The 18,089-nt window shown below is 62.0% G+C and carries 14 protein-coding genes; 11 read left to right on the top strand and 3 right to left on the bottom strand.

The features are described 5' to 3' along the window. Positions 1-229 precede the first annotated feature (229 nt). Positions 230-901, bottom strand: a complete 672-nt coding sequence (locus ACMQ11_RS08245; protein WP_418992289.1) for an XRE family transcriptional regulator — start codon at positions 899-901, stop codon at positions 230-232. Positions 902-1,045: 144 nt separating this feature from the next. Between ACMQ11_RS08245 and ACMQ11_RS08240 the strand changes: the two genes are divergently transcribed. Beyond that, positions 1,046-1,330, top strand: coding sequence for a hypothetical protein (locus ACMQ11_RS08240; protein ID WP_418992288.1), 285 nt, complete (start codon positions 1,046-1,048; stop codon positions 1,328-1,330). Between the two features lie 275 nt (positions 1,331-1,605). Further along, positions 1,606-3,021 carry a phage terminase large subunit gene (gene terL / locus ACMQ11_RS08235; RefSeq protein ID WP_418992287.1) on the top strand — a complete coding sequence of 472 codons (1,416 nt, stop codon included), beginning with the start codon at positions 1,606-1,608 and terminating at the stop codon, positions 3,019-3,021. Positions 3,022-3,083: 62 nt separating this feature from the next. Here terL and ACMQ11_RS08230 read toward each other — a convergent pair whose 3' ends face one another. Beyond that, positions 3,084-3,620, bottom strand: a complete 537-nt coding sequence (locus ACMQ11_RS08230; protein ID WP_418992286.1) for a hypothetical protein — start codon at positions 3,618-3,620, stop codon at positions 3,084-3,086. Between the two features lie 202 nt (positions 3,621-3,822). Here ACMQ11_RS08230 and ACMQ11_RS08225 point away from each other — a divergent pair, with 202 nt between their 5' ends. Then, positions 3,823-4,299, top strand: a complete 477-nt coding sequence (locus tag ACMQ11_RS08225; RefSeq protein ID WP_418992285.1) for a hypothetical protein — start codon at positions 3,823-3,825, stop codon at positions 4,297-4,299. Positions 4,300-4,432: 133 nt separating this feature from the next. Continuing rightward, on the top strand, positions 4,433-5,548 hold the full coding sequence (locus tag ACMQ11_RS08220; RefSeq protein WP_418992284.1) for an NAD(P)H-dependent flavin oxidoreductase: 1,116 nt from the start codon (positions 4,433-4,435) through the stop codon (positions 5,546-5,548). A 518-nt stretch (positions 5,549-6,066) separates the two neighbouring features. Here ACMQ11_RS08220 and tsaD read toward each other — a convergent pair. Continuing rightward, entirely contained in the window at positions 6,067-7,089 is a 1,023-nt protein-coding gene (gene tsaD, locus ACMQ11_RS08215; protein WP_418992283.1) for a tRNA (adenosine(37)-N6)-threonylcarbamoyltransferase complex transferase subunit TsaD, read from the bottom strand. A 58-nt stretch (positions 7,090-7,147) separates the two neighbouring features. On the opposite strand from tsaD, the gene ACMQ11_RS08210 reads away from it, so the two are divergent. From ACMQ11_RS08210 to ACMQ11_RS08180, 7 genes are all read left to right on the top strand, one after another. Beyond that, positions 7,148-11,731, top strand: a complete 4,584-nt coding sequence (locus tag ACMQ11_RS08210; protein WP_418992282.1) for a translocation/assembly module TamB domain-containing protein — start codon at positions 7,148-7,150, stop codon at positions 11,729-11,731. 2 nt (positions 11,732-11,733) lie between these two features. Continuing rightward, a complete protein-coding gene (locus ACMQ11_RS08205; protein ID WP_418992281.1) occupies positions 11,734-12,408 on the top strand; it encodes a MotA/TolQ/ExbB proton channel family protein in 675 nt (224 codons plus the stop codon). Between the two features lie 6 nt (positions 12,409-12,414). Further along, positions 12,415-12,819, top strand: a complete 405-nt coding sequence (locus tag ACMQ11_RS08200) for an ExbD/TolR family protein (protein ID WP_418992280.1) — start codon at positions 12,415-12,417, stop codon at positions 12,817-12,819. A gap of 108 nt (positions 12,820-12,927) precedes the next feature. Further along, entirely contained in the window at positions 12,928-13,614 is a 687-nt protein-coding gene (locus tag ACMQ11_RS08195) for a TonB family protein (RefSeq protein WP_418992279.1), read from the top strand. An 8-nt stretch (positions 13,615-13,622) separates the two neighbouring features. Beyond that, positions 13,623-14,087 (top strand): DUF1573 domain-containing protein, encoded by a 465-nt coding sequence (locus ACMQ11_RS08190; protein ID WP_418992278.1) that lies wholly within the window; start codon positions 13,623-13,625, stop codon positions 14,085-14,087. A 9-nt stretch (positions 14,088-14,096) separates the two neighbouring features. Then, positions 14,097-15,407, top strand: coding sequence for an amidohydrolase (locus ACMQ11_RS08185; protein ID WP_418992277.1), 1,311 nt, complete (start codon positions 14,097-14,099; stop codon positions 15,405-15,407). Positions 15,408-15,522: 115 nt separating this feature from the next. After that, positions 15,523-17,370, top strand: a complete 1,848-nt coding sequence (locus tag ACMQ11_RS08180) for a YfbK domain-containing protein (RefSeq protein ID WP_418992276.1) — start codon at positions 15,523-15,525, stop codon at positions 17,368-17,370. The last annotated feature ends 719 nt before the right edge of the window (positions 17,371-18,089 follow it).

Raw genomic sequence — 18,089 nt, 5'->3', positions numbered from 1 at the left:
TCCGCGGCGAGTTCTTGCGATGCTCTGCGACCATTCGTCCGGCTGGGGGATCGAAACGCCTTTCATCTTTGTCTTATCCATTTCACCTTATTTGCGACTGCCTTTTCCTGCGAACGGCGGCTAAGCAACCGCGACCGGGTATTCACATACATTTTAACCAAACGACCGCACTCGGGAAAAACCGGGGTGCAGTCGTTTGACAGAGGGCCCTTTTGCCCACTCCGTACCTCTATCTGATGGAATTCATCCGGATGCTGGCTTTGACCAGCGCGATGGCGCGGATGCGGTTCATCGCAACCTCCTTGTCGGCATGGTGGGGATTCTGGCTTACCAGTTTGACATATCCTGCGCGGTCGGATTTCTGGATGTATTTCACCGTCACGTACTCCTCGCCGTCGATGTCGATCGAGAGGAGGTACATGTCGCCCCAGAAAATGTCCTCGATGTCGCGCAACTGCTTGTAGAGCACGATGTCGCCGCTCTTGAGCAACGGGTACATCGAGTCCCCGACGATGTAGATCGCCCCGTCGCATTTGGGCAGGTTGGGAATGTGGATGTAGTTGACGGGCTTGGCCTGAGACTGGTCGGTAAAGAGCGGGACCAGCCCCGCCGTGCCCTCGACCGAGTAGAGCGGCACGCTTTGCAACGGCAGCGAGTTGTCCGTGCGGTGCATGTAGGCGCGCAGATCGGGCTGGGCATTGAACATTTCGCCCCGGCCCTTTTCGAGCCACTCGGGATTGACGTTCAAATCCTGAACGAGGATGTTGCGGTTGCGCGATGAGAGTCCCGCCTTACCGGTCTCGATCATCGAAAGCGCTGCTTTCCCGATCCCAAGCCGCTGAGCCAGTTGTTCTTGTGTCATCCCAAGCTGTTTGCGTATCAGTTTTACCCTTTCGTTCATGGCGCTGTTATCGGAAAATATAATAATAAATTATTGTATTTTGGAGTATAGAATTCAATAAATGAACTTATCTTTGTCCCGCAAAGTTAAACAATTTATATTTCATCTGCAAACTATTTTGCAAAAAACGGTTAATATTCAACTATGTATTCGGTTTCACCTGCACTCTACCGGGAGGTCGTCTCACGCTTGGCGGACGCAATCGACGCAAAAAATTACTTTTCAGGCTCGCTTGCGTTCCCGTTCGCAGCTTGGGAGTGCCGCCTTACAGCCTCGGTAATCGTTTATAGGGAGTGCATCCGGCGCCCCGACGGCGATCAGGAACGCATCTCGGACCTGGTGCCCGTCTGGTGGGAGTTCCATACCGTCTCAGACGAGGGCGAGGTGCTCAACGATTTCGCTTTCAGCGAGCTGAGGCGTTACCTCTGAGGCGACCTTTCGCCGATCCGGCTCTCCCAATCTGGGCGCGGCGATGCCCGCCGGACCGTTGTTTCGAAGAACCCTCCCGCCGCGTCGCCGCGCATCGGGGTTCAAAAATCGAACCGTTCCGGTTCGGGAAGCGGAGGCAGCCCCTGTCTCCGCTTCTTTTTATGTTTCATTCCGAGCGAATGCGAGGAATCTTCCGCGCATGCCTTTGACTTGCGACCCTGCGACATCGCCCGGAGATCGGGCACTTCTTCGCTGCGTCCCGAAAATTATGAATTATGAATGCTGAATTGTCTCTCCCCGATTTTGCCCTCGCAGTCTATCCCTTTCTCGAACTGCAACCCTTTCACCGGGTCTATTACCGCGTGCTCGAAGCCTTTGCCCGGGGGCAGGTGCCGCGGCTGATCGTCACCATGCCCCCGCAGCACGGCAAAAGCGTCGGGGCCACGACCCTCCTGCCGGCCTACGTGCTGGGGCTCGACCCCGACTGCCGCGTGGCCATCGCCTCCTATTCGGGGATGCTGGCCTCGAAATTCAACCGCCGCGTGCAGCGCATCATCGCCTCGCGCGAGTATGCCGACCTGTTTCCCGACACGACCATCAAGACCGGAACGAAGCCGCCGGGCTACATCCGCACGGCCGACGAGGTAGAGATCATCGGTCGCCGGGGCGGCCTGCTGTCGGTGGGCCGCGAGGGGTCGCTCACAGGCAACCGCGTCGACTGCTTCATCCTCGACGATCTCTACAAGGATGCGCTGGAGGCCAATTCGCCCCTGATTCGCGCGAACTGCTGGGAGTGGTATACCTCGGTGGTCCGCACGCGCATGCACAATCGTTCGCGCGAGCTGATCGTCTTTACCCGCTGGCACGAGGAGGACCTGATCGGCACGCTCGCCGCGCGCGAACCGGTCGTCGAACTGCGCGAGTGGGCCCAGCTCGACACGCTCGGACGGGGCGAGTGGCTGCATCTGAATTTCGAGGCATTGAAAACCGGTCGGCCCTCGGAGATCGACCCCCGGCGCGAGGGCGAGGCGCTGTGGGAAGAGCTGCACGGCGCAGAACTGCTGGCCTCCAAGCGGAGGCTGGACCCGTTGCAGTTCGAAGCCATGTACCAGGGCCGACCGTCGGCCCCCGAGGGACTGCTCTACGGGTTGAATTTCGCCCGGTACGACACCCTGCCCCGCGAGATCGTCCGCCGTGCCAACTACACCGATACGGCCGACACGGGCGACGACTACCTCTGTTCGCTCTCCTATGCGGTCGATGCCGACGGGGTGATCTACATTACCGATGCAGTCTACACGCGCGAGCGGATGGAACTCTCCGAACCGCTGGTGGCCGAGATGCTCGTACGGTCGGATACGCGGCAGGCGGCCGTCGAGAGCAACAACGGCGGACGGGGATTCGCCCGGGCCGTGCAGGCGCTCGCGCCGGACGTGCGGGTCGAATGGTTCCACCAAAGCGCCAACAAGGAGGCCCGGATCCTCTCCAACGCCCCCACGGCGCTCCACCTCGTGCGCTTCCCGCGGGACTGGAATCTCCGCTGGCCCGAGCTCTATGCCCACCTGACGACCTACCGCCGCACGTTCCGTGCGAACCGCTGGCACGACGCAGCCGACGTGGTGACGGGCATCGTCGAGCGCGAGGTCGCCGACCCTGCCCGCCGCCGGGTGCGGGGTGTGCGGTTCGTATAGGCAAAACGCAGGAACCGCCGGCACGATCGATCGTGCCGGCGGTTCATTTTCAACGCGGCGGGTTAAAAGTAGTATTTGAGACCCACCGAGGGCTTGATACCGAGTTGGAAACTTAAATCGTCGCCGGACAAGCCCTTACGGGAGAGGTAGGAGTATTCCAGCGACACGAGATTCAGCGAAATGCCCCACCGCGACGAGGGCTGGAACTCGAACGCCCCCAGCGCCAACCCTGCTGCGAAGCCGTAGGCGTTGGCCCATCCGCCCGAGGCGTATGCGAATCCGATGGCCAGTTCCGGCGTGTAATAGAAGCGGTCGCACAACCGCACGTAGTAGGCCAGGTTGGGACCGACGGTCAGCCCATGGGCGGTTACGCCCTCCTCGGACATGAACTGGTAGCCCAGCGAAAAGCCCAGACGCAGGTTTTTCTCGATGAAATGGCCCACCTCGGGAGCCAGGCTGAAAGTCGTCAGCGTGCTCGAACTGTCGGTGTAAGTCGCAACGCCGACCATCCCGCCGAAATACGAATCGCCCTGGTTCTGGGCCGAAAGGGTGTGGAACGACAAGGCCAGGGCCACGGCGCAAAGTAGAATTTTTTTCATAGTTTCTGTTTTTTGATTTTTGTTTGGTTGCTTACACGGTAACAAATATAGTAGATTTCTTCTTATTTATACCACAAAAAATCGGATTTTGAAATAGTCGACGCCTCAAATTTTGCGATTGCTGCCGCAGTCTGCCCGTTTTTTCGTATCTTGCAACAACCCTTTCGGTTGTTCCGGACGGACTTGCGAAATGCTTTTGACCATGAAAAGAATAGCTCGATACCTTGTTCTGGGCTGCCTGTTGCTGCCCGCCTGCTGTCGGTGTCCATCGCGCACCGTTCCGGCGGATGCGACGGCCTGCTACCTGTCTGCTTGGAAAGTGCTGTCTGCCGAAGCCGAAATGCTTGTGGGCGAGCCGCGTCCGCTCGTCGAAGAGCACTTGCTGCCGGACCGTTTCGAAGCCCGGCAACTTGCACGATACGGCGATTCGCTGATGCAAAACCCGTGGCGGCGGCGCGTCCGGTGTGCGATGCGGGAGCGCTGCGAACCCGATACGGCGGCCTTTGCCGCGCTGTGCCGGGAGTTCAACCGCGGGGTGCGCGACGCACGCTACACGCTCACGTTCTTCCCCTTGCACGGCGACGCCATGCAGGCGGCGCTCGTGCCGCGCAGCGACTACCTCCATCCGGGCCGCCTGCCGTCTCCTATCTCCTTTTCTTTGCTCCGGACGGCTCCGTAGAGCGGTTTTTCCGTGCTTCCCGCGGGTTCGAGGAGCGGTAGCCAATGTGAAGCCTGCGTTAAATCGGCCGTCGGGCGGTACCGAACGGGCCGATTTTTCGTACCTTACCCCCGGAAAGAAATCCAAACAGCAAATGAAAGCATTGAAAATCGGAAATTTATGCGCCACGGTCCCTATCGTGCAGGGCGGAATGGGCGTAGGCATATCCCTGGCGGGACTGGCTTCGGCCGTGGCCCGCGAGGGCGGCATCGGCGTCATCTCGTCGGCCGGGCTGGGAGCCATCTATAACGACTACTCGAAGGACTACCGCGCCGCCTCGATTTGGGGCCTCAGGGAGGAACTCCGCAAGGCCCGCGAAGCGACCAAAGGCATTATCGGCGTCAACGTGATGGTGGCCATGTCGAACTTTGCGGACATGGTGCGTACGGCCATCGCAGAGAAAGCCGACATCATCTTCTCGGGCGCCGGGCTTCCGCTCAACCTGCCGTCGTTCCTCACCGAGGGCGCCCGCACCAAACTCGCACCCATCGTCTCGTCGGCCCGCGCCGCGGGGCTGCTGTGCCGCAAGTGGTTCGCCGAGTACAAGTACATCCCCGACGCCATCGTGGTCGAAGGTCCCAAGGCGGGCGGACACCTCGGTTACAAGGCCGACCAGATCACCGACGAGCACTATGCGCTCGAGACGCTCGTGCCCGAGATCGTGGCCGAGGTCCGCGCATTCGAGGCCGAGCACGACTGCCATATTCCCGTCATCGCCGCAGGCGGCGTCTACACGGGCGAGGACATCTACCGCATCCTCTCGCTGGGCGCCGACGGCGTGCAGATGGGCACGCGCTTCGTCACCACCGCCGAGTGCGACGCCGACCCGGCGTTCAAGCAGAGCTACATCGACGCCCGACAGGACGACATCGAGATCATCCAGAGCCCCGTCGGCATGCCGGGACGGGCTATCCACAATTCGTTCCTCGAGCGGGTGAAGCAGGGACTCAAGGTGCCCAAGGCGTGCCCGTTCGACTGCATCAAGACGTGCGATGTGACGCACAGCCCCTACTGTATCATGCTGGCGCTCTACAACGCGTTCAAGGGCAAATTGCAGAACGGTTACGCATTCTGCGGCTCGAACGCCTGGCGGGCCGAGAAGATCCAGTCGGTCAGGGAATTGATGGCGTCGCTCCGCTCGGAGTACGACAGTTTCGCATCCCGTTGCGAGAATTTCTCGTTCAAGGACAAACTCTTCGGCGCCCGATAGCCGGAACGTTCGCATTTTAAGCATCCACCCCGCAGCCGGTTTGCTGCGGGGCGGGTGGGTTTTTTAGTCCGGAGTAAGCCATTTTTCACCTTTAATCCGCCTGCGGTTCGCAGCCAGCGGAGGAGTGCTCGAAGCCGTCAGGCTGCGTGCAGCCCTCCGCCCAGGGTGGCTGCGGACTGCCTTTTCCGGCCAAGCCAGACACGAATCCACTCGGAATGTTAACCCCGATCACCCAAGCAGCAGTTAGTTCTCGATCCCCGAGCAACGTCGAGGGGTCGCAAGCAAGGTGAAAGGACAAAGGTGAAAGGTACTTTCGGGTCCGGGCAAAATCAAGCCGCAGGCGGGTTAAAGGTTAAAGGTGAAAGGTGAAATGTCATTCCGAGCGGATGCGAGGAACCTACCGCTGTATGGCCTTTGCAATTTCTATTCAGCAGCGACCCCTCCGCTCGGGGCGCGTGGTATTCAGCTCCGGTTCAGACTCCAGAATGACAAATAATTTTGAATAGTGGAGTGCTGATTCAAAGCTCCTCGAGCCGTGCCACGGGCGATACGTCCAGCGGTGCGAACTCCCCGCGCTGGTAGCGGTAGTAGCCCGCCATGGCGATCATGGCGGCGTTGTCGGTGGTGAACTTGAATTCGGGCAGAAACGTGCGCCAGCCCCTGCGGCGGCCCTCCTCGGCGATGCCCTCCCTGAGGCCCGAGTTGGCCGATACGCCGCCTGCGATGGCGATGTCTCGGATTCCGGTGTCGCGCGAAGCCCGCACCAACTTGTCGAGGAGGATGCCCACGATGGTGGACTGCAACGAGGCGCAGAGGTCCGCCAGGTGCCGCTCGATGAACGTGGGGTCTTCGGCCACGGCATCGCGCAGCGTGTAGAGAAACGAGGTCTTGAGCCCCGAGAACGAATAGTCGTATCCCTCGACCCGCGGCCGGGCGAAGCGGAACGCTTCGGGGTCGCCCTCTTTGGCCAGCCGGTCGATCGCCGGACCGCCCGGATAGGGCAGTCCCATCACTTTGGCACATTTATCGAATGCTTCCCCCGCAGCGTCGTCGATCGTCGTGCCGAGGATTTCGAATTCGAGCGGCGAATCCACGCGTACGATCTGCGTGTGGCCGCCGCTGACCAGGAGGCAGAGGAACGGAAAGTCGGGATGGGGCAGCCGGCGGTCCCGCAGATCGATGAAATGCGAGAGGATATGCCCCTGGAGGTGGTTGACCTCGACCATCGGGATGTTGCGGGCCAGCGAGAGACCCTTGGCGAACGAGACGCCAACCAGCAGCGATCCGACCAGTCCGGGGCCGCGCGTGAAAGCGATGGCGTCCAGGTCGCCGGCATCGATACCGGCTTCGCGCAGGGCCGTGTCCACCACCGGAACGATGTTCTGCTGGTGGGCGCGCGAGGCCAGTTCGGGGATCACGCCGCCGTATTTGACGTGTACGGCTTGCGAAGCGATGACGTTCGACAGCAGGACGTTGTTGCGCAGCACGGCGGCCGAGGTGTCGTCGCACGAGGATTCGATGCCGAGTATTGTAATATCCATCCGGTTTTTCGGTTTTTAACTAATTTTAGTTAAATTTGCAGGTTATAACGACAGTTCTGTGCGCAAAGGTATAAAAATATTGGGAAAGGTGTTCGCGGCGATCGTTTTGTTGCTGCTGATCGTTCCGGTGGTGCTGTCGCTGCTGCTCGATATTCCTGCCGTGCAGAACTACGTGGTGCAGAAAGCCGTGCAGGCGGTTTCGCGCAAGCTCGAAACGACGGTGAGTATCGACCGGGTGGACATCGGGCTCTTCAGCAAGGTGCGCCTCGAGGGCTTCTATGTCGAGGATTACCAGCACGATACGCTGCTCTACGTCGGGCGGCTCGACGCCTACATCACCAAGTTGGGCCTCTTCGGCGGAGGCGTGGAGCTGAGCCGCGGTGAGATCGCCGACGCAAGGCTTTGTCTAAGGGAGACACCCGGCGGGGAGATGAACATCAAGCAGATCGTCAACCGGCTCTCCAACCCCGACAAGCCCAAGAAAGGCAATTTCCGCCTCTCGCTCCAGAAAGCCTCGATCGTCGACATGGAGCTCTGCCTGGAGCGGCTGCAACACCGCAATCCACCCTACGGCATCGATTTCGGCCACCTGCACCTCTACGACCTGACGGCCTCCGTGGACGATTTCACCATCGACGGACAGGCGATCTATACCGATGTCGAGAGCCTCTCGGCCCGCGAGCGCAGCGGCTTCGTGCTCGAACGCCTTGCGGGACGCTTCTACCTCACGGGCGGCAGCATGGGCTTCGACCGGACGACGATCATTACCCCGCACTCGAACATCACGATTCCCTACATCTCGCTGGCGGGCAATTCGTGGGCCGACTACAAGGACTTTACGGGCGAGGTGCGGCTGGACGGGGCGCTGCGCAACACGACCGTCTCGACGGACGACGTGGCCTATTTCGCCCCCGCGCTGCGCGACTGGCACACGGTCTTCAGCGAGATCAATATCGAGCTGGCGGGCTCGGTCTCCGACCTGACGGGCGAGATCAAAAGCCTGCGGATCGGAGACGAGACCTCCCTGACGGCCGACGCTTCCGTTCGTGGGCTGCCCGACATTCGCAACGCCCATTTCGACCTCTCGGTTCCGCACCTGACGACGACCGCTGCGGCCATCGACCGGCTGGCGGCAGACATCGGGCACAAGGAGCTGTCGGACAAACTGGTCGCAATGCTCGACAACACGGGCCGCATCGACCTCTCGGCCCGTTTCCGGGGGCTGCTCTCGGATTTCGACCTCGAGTTGGGGCTTGCCACGGCGGTGGGCGACGTGCGGTGCAACCTCGAGATGAAGCCGCTCGAACAGCCCGGGCTTCAGCGTGTCCGGGGCGACGTGGCGGCGCGCAACATCTGGCTGGGCGAGTTGCTCGACCGGCGCGATCTGCTGGGCAATGCCACGCTCACGGCCCGCATCGACGGCATGGTGGGGCGCGGCGTGGCCGACGCCAACGTGGTGGGGAACATCTCGCAGCTGGGTTTCAACGGCTACGTCTACGATTCGCTCCGGCTCGACGGCCGCCTCCACAACCGGGGCTTCGACGGCCTGGTCACCTCGCGCGACCCCAACCTCGATTTCGATTTTCTGGGCTCGGTCGACCTGAACGATTCGGTGCCACGCTACGACTTTACGCTCGACCTGCGGCGCGCCGACCTGGCGCGGCTCCATATCAACCGGCGCGACTCGGTGTCGCAGCTCTCGGCGATCGTTGCGGCCAACGCCTCGGGCCGTTCGCTGGACGACTTGAACGGCAGCATCGAGGTTTCCGATGCCGAATACCGCTACAACGACAAGCGGATTGCGGCCGAAAACCTGACGGTCCGCGGCCGCAACTCCGCACACAGCAAGCTCATCGAGCTGCGCTCGGATTTCGCCGATGCCACGTTCCGCTCCAAGACCAGCTACCGCACGGTCTTCGAATACCTGCGCCAGAGCGCCTGGAAATACCTGCCGATGCTCCGGCGCGATACGCTGAGCAAGCGGCAGCGCGGTGCGACGACCGCCGTGGCGGACGACTATTCGCTGCTTTCGGTCGACATCCGCAACATCAACCCCATCGCAGACGCCGTGTCGGCGGGCTTGCAGGTGGCCGACGGATCGTCGCTGCGGCTGCTCTTCAACCCGGCCAGCGACAAGCTTTCGCTCAAGGCCTCCTCGGAGTATATCGAACGTAAACGCCTGCTGGCCACTCGCCTTACGGTCAACGCCTCCAACCAGGGCGACTCGCTGGCCGTCTACGCTTCGGCCGAGGACCTCTATGCGGGGTTCCTGCACCTGCCGCACCTCTCCGTCACGGGCGGCGCCCGCGAGGGGCGCATGCAGCTCTCGACGGGCTTCGACGATACGCTGCGCCACACCTCGGGGCTGGTGAGCGTCCGCGCCGAGGTGATCGACGAGCACGGTCCCCACGGCCGTGTGGTCGACCTCTCGATCCTACCCTCGCACATCACCCGGGGCAAGAAGACCTGGCAGATTTTAGCCCACCGCATCCAGCTCGACACGGCCGAGGTTGTCATCGACCGCTTCCTGGTGATGAACAGCGGGCAGGAACTGCTGGTCAACGGCATCGCTTCGCGCAGCAGGGGCGACTCGGTGACCGTGCGGCTCAAGAATTTCGAGTTGGGACCGTTCCTGCAATTCACCGACCGCCTGGGCTATGCCGTCGAGGGGCGGACCAACGGCGAGGCGACGATGAAATCGGTGCTGCGCGGCGGCGAGGTCACGGCCGACATCCTCGTGGACAGCCTCTCGGTCAATGGCATCGCGGCGCCGCCGCTGCGCCTCACGTCGGGCTGGGATTTCGCCCGCAACCGCGCCGGGGTGACGGTCACCGACCGCCAGAAGCGCGACACGCTCATCCGCGGCTTCTACGCGCCCGACCTGAAACGCTACTACGCCCGGCTGGCCGTCGACAGCCTCGACCTGGGGCTGCTGGACCCCGTGCTGACGGGCGTGATCTCCTCGACGCACGGCCTGGCTTCGGCCGACCTGGTGCTGCGCGGGGAGGGGCGCGAGGCCGACCTTGCGGGTTCGATCCGCGTGGCCGATTTCCGCACGACGGTCGATTTCACGCAGGTGACCTACCGCATGCCCCGGGCCGTGATGACGGTCGAGGGCAACCGTTTCCGGGCCGCGAACGTCGAGATTTTCGACCCCGACGGCAACCGGGGACGCCTGGACTTGGACCTGAGCTTGCAGCACCTCTCGAACATCGCCTACGACGTGCGCGTAGCGCCCGAGCAGATGATGGTGCTCAACACCTCGTCGCGCGACAACGACTTCTTTTACGGCCGCGTCTACGCCTCGGGCCTGGCCCGTATCTGGGGCGACAAGGGCAGCGTCGAGATGGACATCACCGCCACCACGGACGACAATTCGACTTTCTTCATGCCCCTTTCGAGCAAGTCGAACATCTCCTCGGCCGATTTCGTAACGTTCGTCCAGCCCGAAGCGGCCGATACGGTCGACCTGGTGACCCAAAAGAAACGCCTGTTCGAACGCAGCCGCCGGCAGCAGACCTCGGCCGGAAGCCAGATGAACATCGCCCTGGCGCTCAACGTGCGGCCCAACGTCGAGGTCGAGCTGACGGTCTCGGGCAACGTGGTCAAGGCGCGCGGCGAGGGGATGCTCAACCTGGAGATCAAGCCCCGCTCCAACGTCTTTGAAATGTACGGCGACTACACCATTACCGAGGGAAGCTACCTCTTCTCGTTGCAGAACCTCATCAACAAGCGCTTCGTCATCGAGAACGGCTCGATGATCCAGTGGACCGGTTCGCCGATGGACGCCATGCTCGACATCGACGCCGTCTACAAGCTCAAGGCCTCGCTGCAACCCCTCTTGCAGGGCACCGCCGACAACCTCTCGCCCGACCGTTCGGTACCCGTGGAGTGCGTCATCCACCTGGGCGAGCGGCTCACCAACCCCTCGATCACGTTCGACGTGCGCGTTCCGGGCACCGACCCCGAGACGCAGACCATCATCGCCAATGCGCTCAATACCCCCGAGTCGGTGGACATGCAGTTTCTCTACCTGCTGCTCTTCAACAGCTTCCTGGCCGAAAACAGCGCCGCCTCCAACTCCAATATCGGGGCTTCGGTGGGCGTCGGGACGGGTCTCGAATTCATCTCCAACCAGCTGAGCAACTGGCTCTCGGCCGACGACTACAACGTGGTGATCCGCTACCGTCCCAAGTCGGAACTGACGAGCGACGAGGTCGATTTCGGCCTTTCGAAGAGCCTGATAAACAACCGCCTGTTTGTCGAGGTCGAGGGCAACTACCTGATCGACAACAAACAGGCCGTGAACAGTTCCATGTCCAATTTCATGGGCGAGGCCTACATCACCTACCTGATCGACCGGGCCGGAACGCTCAAGTTCAAGGCGTTCACCCAAACCATCGACCGCTTCGACGAGAACCAGGGTTTGCAGGAGACCGGGATCGGCATCTACTACAAGGAGGATTTCAACAATTTCCGCGATTTCCGCCGCCGCGTGAAAGAGCGTTTCACCAACAAGAAGCGCAAAGCCCGTCGGGAAGCGCGGCGGGCGGCGGAACGGGAGCGACGGGATACGCTGCCCGCAGCGGAGCGCCCCGGTAAGGAACAGACCGAAACAATAAACTTAAATAAAAAGGAATAAACATGACAACATTTTTGCAGGCCGCCGAGGCGGTGGCCCTGAGTGAGGAGACCCGGATGGGACTGTGGACCCTGTTTACCAAAGGCGGCTGGCTGATGTGGCCCCTGCTGGCGCTGGGGGGCGTGACGATCTTCATCTTCGTGGAGCGTTTCATGGCCATCCGCAAGGCGTCGGTCTTAGACATGAATTTCATGAACCGCATCCGCGACTACATCTCCGACGGCAAGATCCAGACGGCGGTGAACCTCTGCAAGAAGACAGACACGCCCATCGCGCGCATGATCGAGAAAGGCATCGAGCGCATCGGCCGCCCAATGAGCGACGTGCAGACGGCCATCGAGAACGTGGCCAACCTCGAGGTCTCGAAGCTCGAAAACGGTCTGCCGTTTCTGGCCACCATCGCCGGCGGCGCCCCGATGATCGGCTTCCTCGGCACGGTGCTGGGCATGGTGCAGACTTTCATGGACATGTCCGCCGCGGGCGGCACGGTCGACCTGGGGCTGCTGTCGAGCGGCATGTACGTGGCCATGGTCACCACCGTGATGGGACTCATCGTCGGCATCCCGGCCTATTTCGGCTACAACTACCTGGTAGCGCGCATCGAGAAGCTGGTGTTCCAGATGGAGGCCAACTCGATCGCGTTCATGGATATTCTGAATCAACCCGTTCAAAAATAGGCGCATATGGCAATCAAACACGGCTCGAAGGTCGATAAGAGCTTCTCGGCCTCGTCGATGACCGACCTGATGTTTCTCCTGTTGCTCTTCCTCTTGATCGCAACGACGCTCATCAACCCCAATGCCCTGAAGCTGATGCTGCCGAAAAGCTCCAACCAGCTCAAGGACAAGGCGATGACTACGGTGTCGATCCAACAGAACGGCTCCTCGTACCGCTACTACGTCGAGTTGCAGGACGTGGGGTCGATCGAAGGCGTCGAGCGGGCGCTCCGGACGCGCCTCGACGGGCAGCAGGACGCCACCGTGTCGCTCCACTGCGACAAGACGGTGGCCGTGGACGAGGTGGTCAAGGTGATGAATATCGCCAAGGACAACGGCTACAAGCTGATTCTGGCGACCACACCGAAATAAGTGAATTAAAAATGAAAAATTAAGAATTGAAAATGAACGGCCGCTATCCTCTGCGCTCCGAATCGTTGCCGGTAATTTTTAATTTTTAACTTTTAATTCTTACTTTTAATGCACTACTACGATCCCGAAAATAAATCCCCGCGCCGTTGGGCGGCGATCGCTGCGGCGGCCTATGCGGCGCTGCTGGCGGGGTCGTTCGCGCTGGTCACGTTCGACTTTACGCCGATCGTGGAAAAACCGGGCGACACGATCCTGGTGGATTTCACCGAGCCGCCCCCGGAACCTCCTCGGCCCGTGGTCAAGGCAGCCCCGGAGCCGCGCGTACACGACGTGGCGGCCCCCGTGGAGCGGACGGCGCAGGTCGCGGGCAAGGACGAAACCACGCAGACTCCCAACCCCCGGGCGCTGTTCCGCATGTCGAAAGGCGGCCCGGACGAATCCGCCGATGCGGGCAATCCCCGCGCCCCCGAGGGCGAGGACAAGGCCTCGGGCACCGGTCCGGGGCTCAATCCCGACGGACTGGACCAGCTCGACAAAGGGTTGCAGGGCCGTGGGCTGGTGGGCGACCTGCCCAAACCCGCCTACCCCGGTACGAAGAGCGGAAAGATCGTCATCCGCGTGACAGTCGGCCCGCGCGGCGACGTGACGGGGGCGGCGTTCGAGCCCAAGGGTTCGACCGAGAGCGATGCCCGGCTGGTCGAAGCGGCCCTCGCGGCGGCCCGCAAGGCCCGCTTCACCGAGAGCCGTGCCGCCGTGCAAGGCGGTACGATAACCTATGTATTTCGCATGGAATAGTGTACGATATGAATACCAGACTTATCCTCTTGCCATTCGTCGGCTGCCTGCTCTTCACGACGGTTGCAGCCCAACGACCAAAACGCGGCGAAAAACCCTCAGCCGGGCAGGAAACCTCCGAGACCGCCCAAGCCCGCCTGCGCTTCGTGGAGCCGACTTTCGATTTCGGAACTATCGAACGCCGGGGCGGCGACCTGATCCACGAGTTCGAATTCGTCAACGAGGGCACGTCTCCGCTGGTGCTGGTGCGCGTGATAACCTCGTGCTCCTGCCTGAAAGCCCACTTTTCCAAGCGCCCCGTCGCCCCGGGCGAACGGGGCACGCTCCGCATCACTTATGAGCCGCACAAGCGCGAACCGGGCGTGTTCAACAAGGTGATCCAGATCTACTCCAACTCCGCCGGGGGCCGCGTGGTGGTCACCGTGCAGGGCAATTCGGTCGACACGGACCGCAAAACGAAAAACAGAAATTAAATTTTACGCATGGCCATACTCTTCACAAACGCGACGGTGCTGCCGATGACGGCCGCCGCCGATCAACCCCTCACTTTCACCGGATCGGTGGGCGTCGAGGGACACCGTATCGCCCTGGTTACCGCCGATCCGACCGCCGTCGAGGCGTTCCGTGCGGCGCACCCCGATCTGAGGGAGATAGACTGCCGTGGCAAACTCCTCCTGCCCGGGCTCATCAACACCCACTGCCATGCGGCCATGACCCTCCAGCGCAGCTATGCCGACGACATGGCCCTGATGGAGTGGCTCAACGACTGCATCTGGCCGTTCGAGGCACGCCAGACGGCCGACGACGTGGCGTTGGGCATGACGCTGGGCATCGTCGAGATGCTGCTGGGCGGCGTCACCTCGTTCGTGGACATGTATTACCACGAAAACCGCTGCGTCGAGGTGGCCGAACGGCTGGGCATCCGCGCGTTGCTGGGCTGCAACTATTTCGACACCAACATCGAGGAGGTGCTGCCCGAGCTGGAGGACGCCGTGCAGCGGGCCGCCGGAAGCCGCTTGGTGAAGATCGCCGCAGCGCCCCACGCGGCCTACACCGTCTCGCCGGAGAACCTCCTGCGCGGCAAGGAGTTGTGCCGCAAGTACGGCCTGCACTACATGACCCACATCGCCGAGACCCGCGACGAAATGCGCATCGTGGCCGAGCGCTTCGGCACCACGCCCGTGCGGCACCTCGACGCGCTGGGCCTCTTGGACGAGCGGACCATCGGGGCGCACTGCATCTGGGTCGACGACCGGGACATCGCCATCCTTGCCGAGCGGGGCGTGGCCGTGTCGCACAACCCGCAGAGCAACATGAAGATTTCGAGCGGCGTAGCGCCCGTTGCGAAGATGCTTCGTGCGGGGGCGCTCGTGACGGTGGGCACCGACGGCACCTGCTCGAACAACGACCTCGACATGCTCGAAGAGCTGCGCACGGCGGCGTTCCTCCAGAAATCCGCAACGGCCGACCCGCTCGCGCTGCCCGCCTACGAGACGCTGCGGCTCGCAACGGTCAACGGCGCCCGCGCGCTGGGCTTCGCTCCGGGCGAGCTGGGCGTGGTGGCCGATGGCGCGCTGGCCGACCTGGTGGTCGTTGACATGCAGAAACCCCACATGCAACCCATCCACAACGCGGTTTCGAACCTCGTCTACTGCGGCAAGGCCGCCGATGTCGAGACCGTCGTGGTCGACGGCCGGATCGTGGTCGATCAGCGCCGCATCGCGGGCGTGGACCTGCCGGCGCTCTACCGCGAGGTCGCCGACGCCGTAGGGCGCATCATCTCCCGGGATTGATTGTTTTCGTCCACATCACAGGCGCGTTTCCGTAGCGGAAACGCGTTTTTTTTGTGGCAGGTTTGGAATTTTGCGCGATTAGTGGTATCTTGTAGCAACCAAAAACCTGCCGCTTATGAAACGGATGCTCTTCTACCTGATCTGCTCGCTGATACCCTTTGCCGCAACGGCCGGCTCGATCGAGGTCGCCGGTACGGTCGCCGACAGCCTGGGCGCCCCGATACCGGGGGCCTTGGTCCTCGTCAAACACGGCCCGGGGCGTGCGACGACCGACCGCAAGGGCTTTTACTCGATTTCTGCCGGGGAGCGAGATACGCTTGTTTTTCGTTTTCTCGGCTTCGGGGAGCAGCAAATTCCCGTGCAAGGTCGCAAGCGGATCGACCTGAGGATGCGGCCAGCGAACGAAGATATTGACAAGGTCGTCGTCCTGGCCGGAGATTCGGGCCGGATCGAGGTCGAATACGCCTGTTCCGAAGAACCGGTTGCCATAATCGGCTATGGATCGGCTCCCCGGCAGGGGTTCGTCGGCGCGCCCGACCGCTGGCAATCCCCGAATACCGAGGAGTACGCCCGCTATGCCGAAAACCGCTTCCGCTCGGCCCTCGACGAGCCGCTCTCGACCTTCGCGCTCGAAGCCGACGGCGCTTCGTACACCAACTGCCGGCGGATGATCCTCGCGGGCAGGCGGCCTTCGGTCGACGCCGTGCGCATCGAGGAGTTCGTCAACTATTTCCCCTACGACTACCCCGCGCCCGAGGGGTGTCGTCCGCTCTCGCTCACGGTCGATGCCGGGCCCTGCCCCTGGAACCCCGCGCACCGGCTGGCGCGCATCGCGCTCCGTGCCCGCGAGATTCCGTCGGCCGAGCTGCCGCCCGCACACCTGGTCTGCCTCATCGACGTTTCGGGCTCGATGCGCAGACAAATGCCCCTGGTGCAGGCCTCGATGAAGATGCTTGCGGACAACCTGCGGCCCGCGGATCGGGTTTCGATCGTCACCTATGCCAACGGCGTCAAGGAGGTGCTGACAGCTGTTCCGGGGTCGGAGCGCCGGCGGATTAAGGACGCAGTGAATGCGCTCGAGGCCCGGGGCGGTACGGCCGGAGGGGCCGGGCTGGAGAAAGCTTACGAGGCGGCCGTGCGGCACTTTATTCCCGGCGGCAACAACCGCATCATCCTCTGCACCGACGGCGATTTCAACATCGGCCGCTCGTCGGACGAAGCGATCGAGGAGCTGATCGAACAGCGGCGCAAGGAGACGGGTGTCCAGCTCTCGGTGCTGGGCTACGGCATGGGCAACTACAAGGATAAGAAAATGCAGTTGATCGCCGAAAAGGGCAATGGCAACTACGCCTATATCGACGATTTGAGGGAGGCCTCGAAAGTGCTGTTCCACGAGTTCGGATCGACCGTTCATACGGCGGCCGCGGACGTGAAGATGCAGGTGGAGTTCAACCCGGCGCTGGTGGCCTCGTATCGCCTGGTGGGGTACGAGAGCCGCCTTTTGAACAACGAAGATTTCAACGACGACCGCAAGGATGCGGGGGAGATCGGCGCGGGCCATAGCGTCACGGCCCTCTATGAGATCATCCCCGTCGGCGCGGAGGAGCATCCCGCGGGAACGGTCGACGCCCTGCGCTACCAAAGCCGCTCGGGAACGCCCGTTGTGACGATCCCCTCGGCCGAGATGCTGGCCGTCAAGGTGCGCTATAAACTGCCCGGCGAGGAGCGGAGCCGCCTCATGGAAGAGCCGCTCAGGGACGATGGAGCCGCCGAGCTCACGGGCGATTTCGCCTTTGCCGCCGCGGTGGCCATGTATGCCCAGTTGTTGAAAGTCTCCGATTTTCGGGGCGACGCCACCTGGGACGATGTGATCGCTCTGGCCGAACGCGGTATCGGCGAAGACCCCGGCGGCTACCGCCGCGCATTCGTCGACCTAGTCCGCACGACCAAATACCTCAAATAGAGTTTGCCGATTTCCTGATTATTCCAGGAGGCGTGCGAGATCACTCCTCGATCCCCGAGCCCGACGAGGGTCGCAAGTAAGGTGAAAAGTGAAAAGTTTTTTCGATCCCCGAGCATCGTCGAGGGGTCGCAAACAAGGTGAACTATGCAATTGAGCGAGTGCAGAGACCGCTTGCAGGCATGCCGAGCGGGAGCAAAGTCAAGCCGCCAAAGCGAATTAAAGGTGAATGTTCTCGATCCCCGAGCCCGGTTGAAAGGTCGTTGGGTAAAAGCACTCAGCGGAAGATTCCTCGCATCGCTCGGAATGACAACGATTGACTGGCGACCCCTCGACCGGGCTCGGGGGTCGAGGACGGGTTCAGGGGTCGAGTACCGGATTCGAGGAGCGAGAACAAGGCAATTCTGCGGATGCTAGGAATCCGTTGCTTTATACCTTTCACATTTCACTTTGTCTACGGCCCCTCGACGGGGCTCGGGGGTCGAGAGGACATCTCACCTTTAACCCGCCTGCGGCGGCTTGACTTTGCTCCCGCTCGGCATAGCCCGCAAGCGGTCTCTGCGCTCGCTTAATCGCAAAGTTCACCTTTCACTTTATTTGCAGTTCGCAGCCAGCGGCGGGCGTAAGACGCCCGTTTTATGGGCGGCAGCCGTTCCGAGGCGCTTTCGAGCCCGTTATGCGCTCCCGGAGTGCAGTCCTCCGCCCGGGGTGGCTGCGGACTG

This window comes from Alistipes sp., assembly GCF_048465575.1.
Classification (GTDB): domain Bacteria; phylum Bacteroidota; class Bacteroidia; order Bacteroidales; family Rikenellaceae; genus Alistipes.
Note: the sequence above shows the minus strand (reverse complement) of the source record. Positions and strands in the feature narration are given on the sequence as shown.

What these genes read in the sequence shown, in the direction of transcription:
- ACMQ11_RS08195 (WP_418992279.1), top strand. Translation starts at nt 12,928, where the DNA reads ATGCACTACTACGATCCCGAAAATAAATCCCCGCGCCGTTGGGCGGCG.
- ACMQ11_RS08240 (WP_418992288.1), top strand. Translation starts at nt 1,046, where the DNA reads ATGTATTCGGTTTCACCTGCACTCTACCGGGAGGTCGTCTCACGCTTG.
- tsaD (WP_418992283.1), bottom strand. Translation starts at nt 7,089, where the DNA reads ATGGATATTACAATACTCGGCATCGAATCCTCGTGCGACGACACCTCG.
- terL (WP_418992287.1), top strand. Translation starts at nt 1,606, where the DNA reads ATGAATGCTGAATTGTCTCTCCCCGATTTTGCCCTCGCAGTCTATCCC.
- ACMQ11_RS08205 (WP_418992281.1), top strand. Translation starts at nt 11,734, where the DNA reads ATGACAACATTTTTGCAGGCCGCCGAGGCGGTGGCCCTGAGTGAGGAG.
- ACMQ11_RS08225 (WP_418992285.1), top strand. Translation starts at nt 3,823, where the DNA reads ATGAAAAGAATAGCTCGATACCTTGTTCTGGGCTGCCTGTTGCTGCCC.
- ACMQ11_RS08230 (WP_418992286.1), bottom strand. Translation starts at nt 3,620, where the DNA reads ATGAAAAAAATTCTACTTTGCGCCGTGGCCCTGGCCTTGTCGTTCCAC.
- ACMQ11_RS08200 (WP_418992280.1), top strand. Translation starts at nt 12,415, where the DNA reads ATGGCAATCAAACACGGCTCGAAGGTCGATAAGAGCTTCTCGGCCTCG.
- ACMQ11_RS08190 (WP_418992278.1), top strand. Translation starts at nt 13,623, where the DNA reads ATGAATACCAGACTTATCCTCTTGCCATTCGTCGGCTGCCTGCTCTTC.
- ACMQ11_RS08245 (WP_418992289.1), bottom strand. Translation starts at nt 901, where the DNA reads ATGAACGAAAGGGTAAAACTGATACGCAAACAGCTTGGGATGACACAA.
- ACMQ11_RS08220 (WP_418992284.1), top strand. Translation starts at nt 4,433, where the DNA reads ATGAAAGCATTGAAAATCGGAAATTTATGCGCCACGGTCCCTATCGTG.
- ACMQ11_RS08185 (WP_418992277.1), top strand. Translation starts at nt 14,097, where the DNA reads ATGGCCATACTCTTCACAAACGCGACGGTGCTGCCGATGACGGCCGCC.
- ACMQ11_RS08180 (WP_418992276.1), top strand. Translation starts at nt 15,523, where the DNA reads ATGAAACGGATGCTCTTCTACCTGATCTGCTCGCTGATACCCTTTGCC.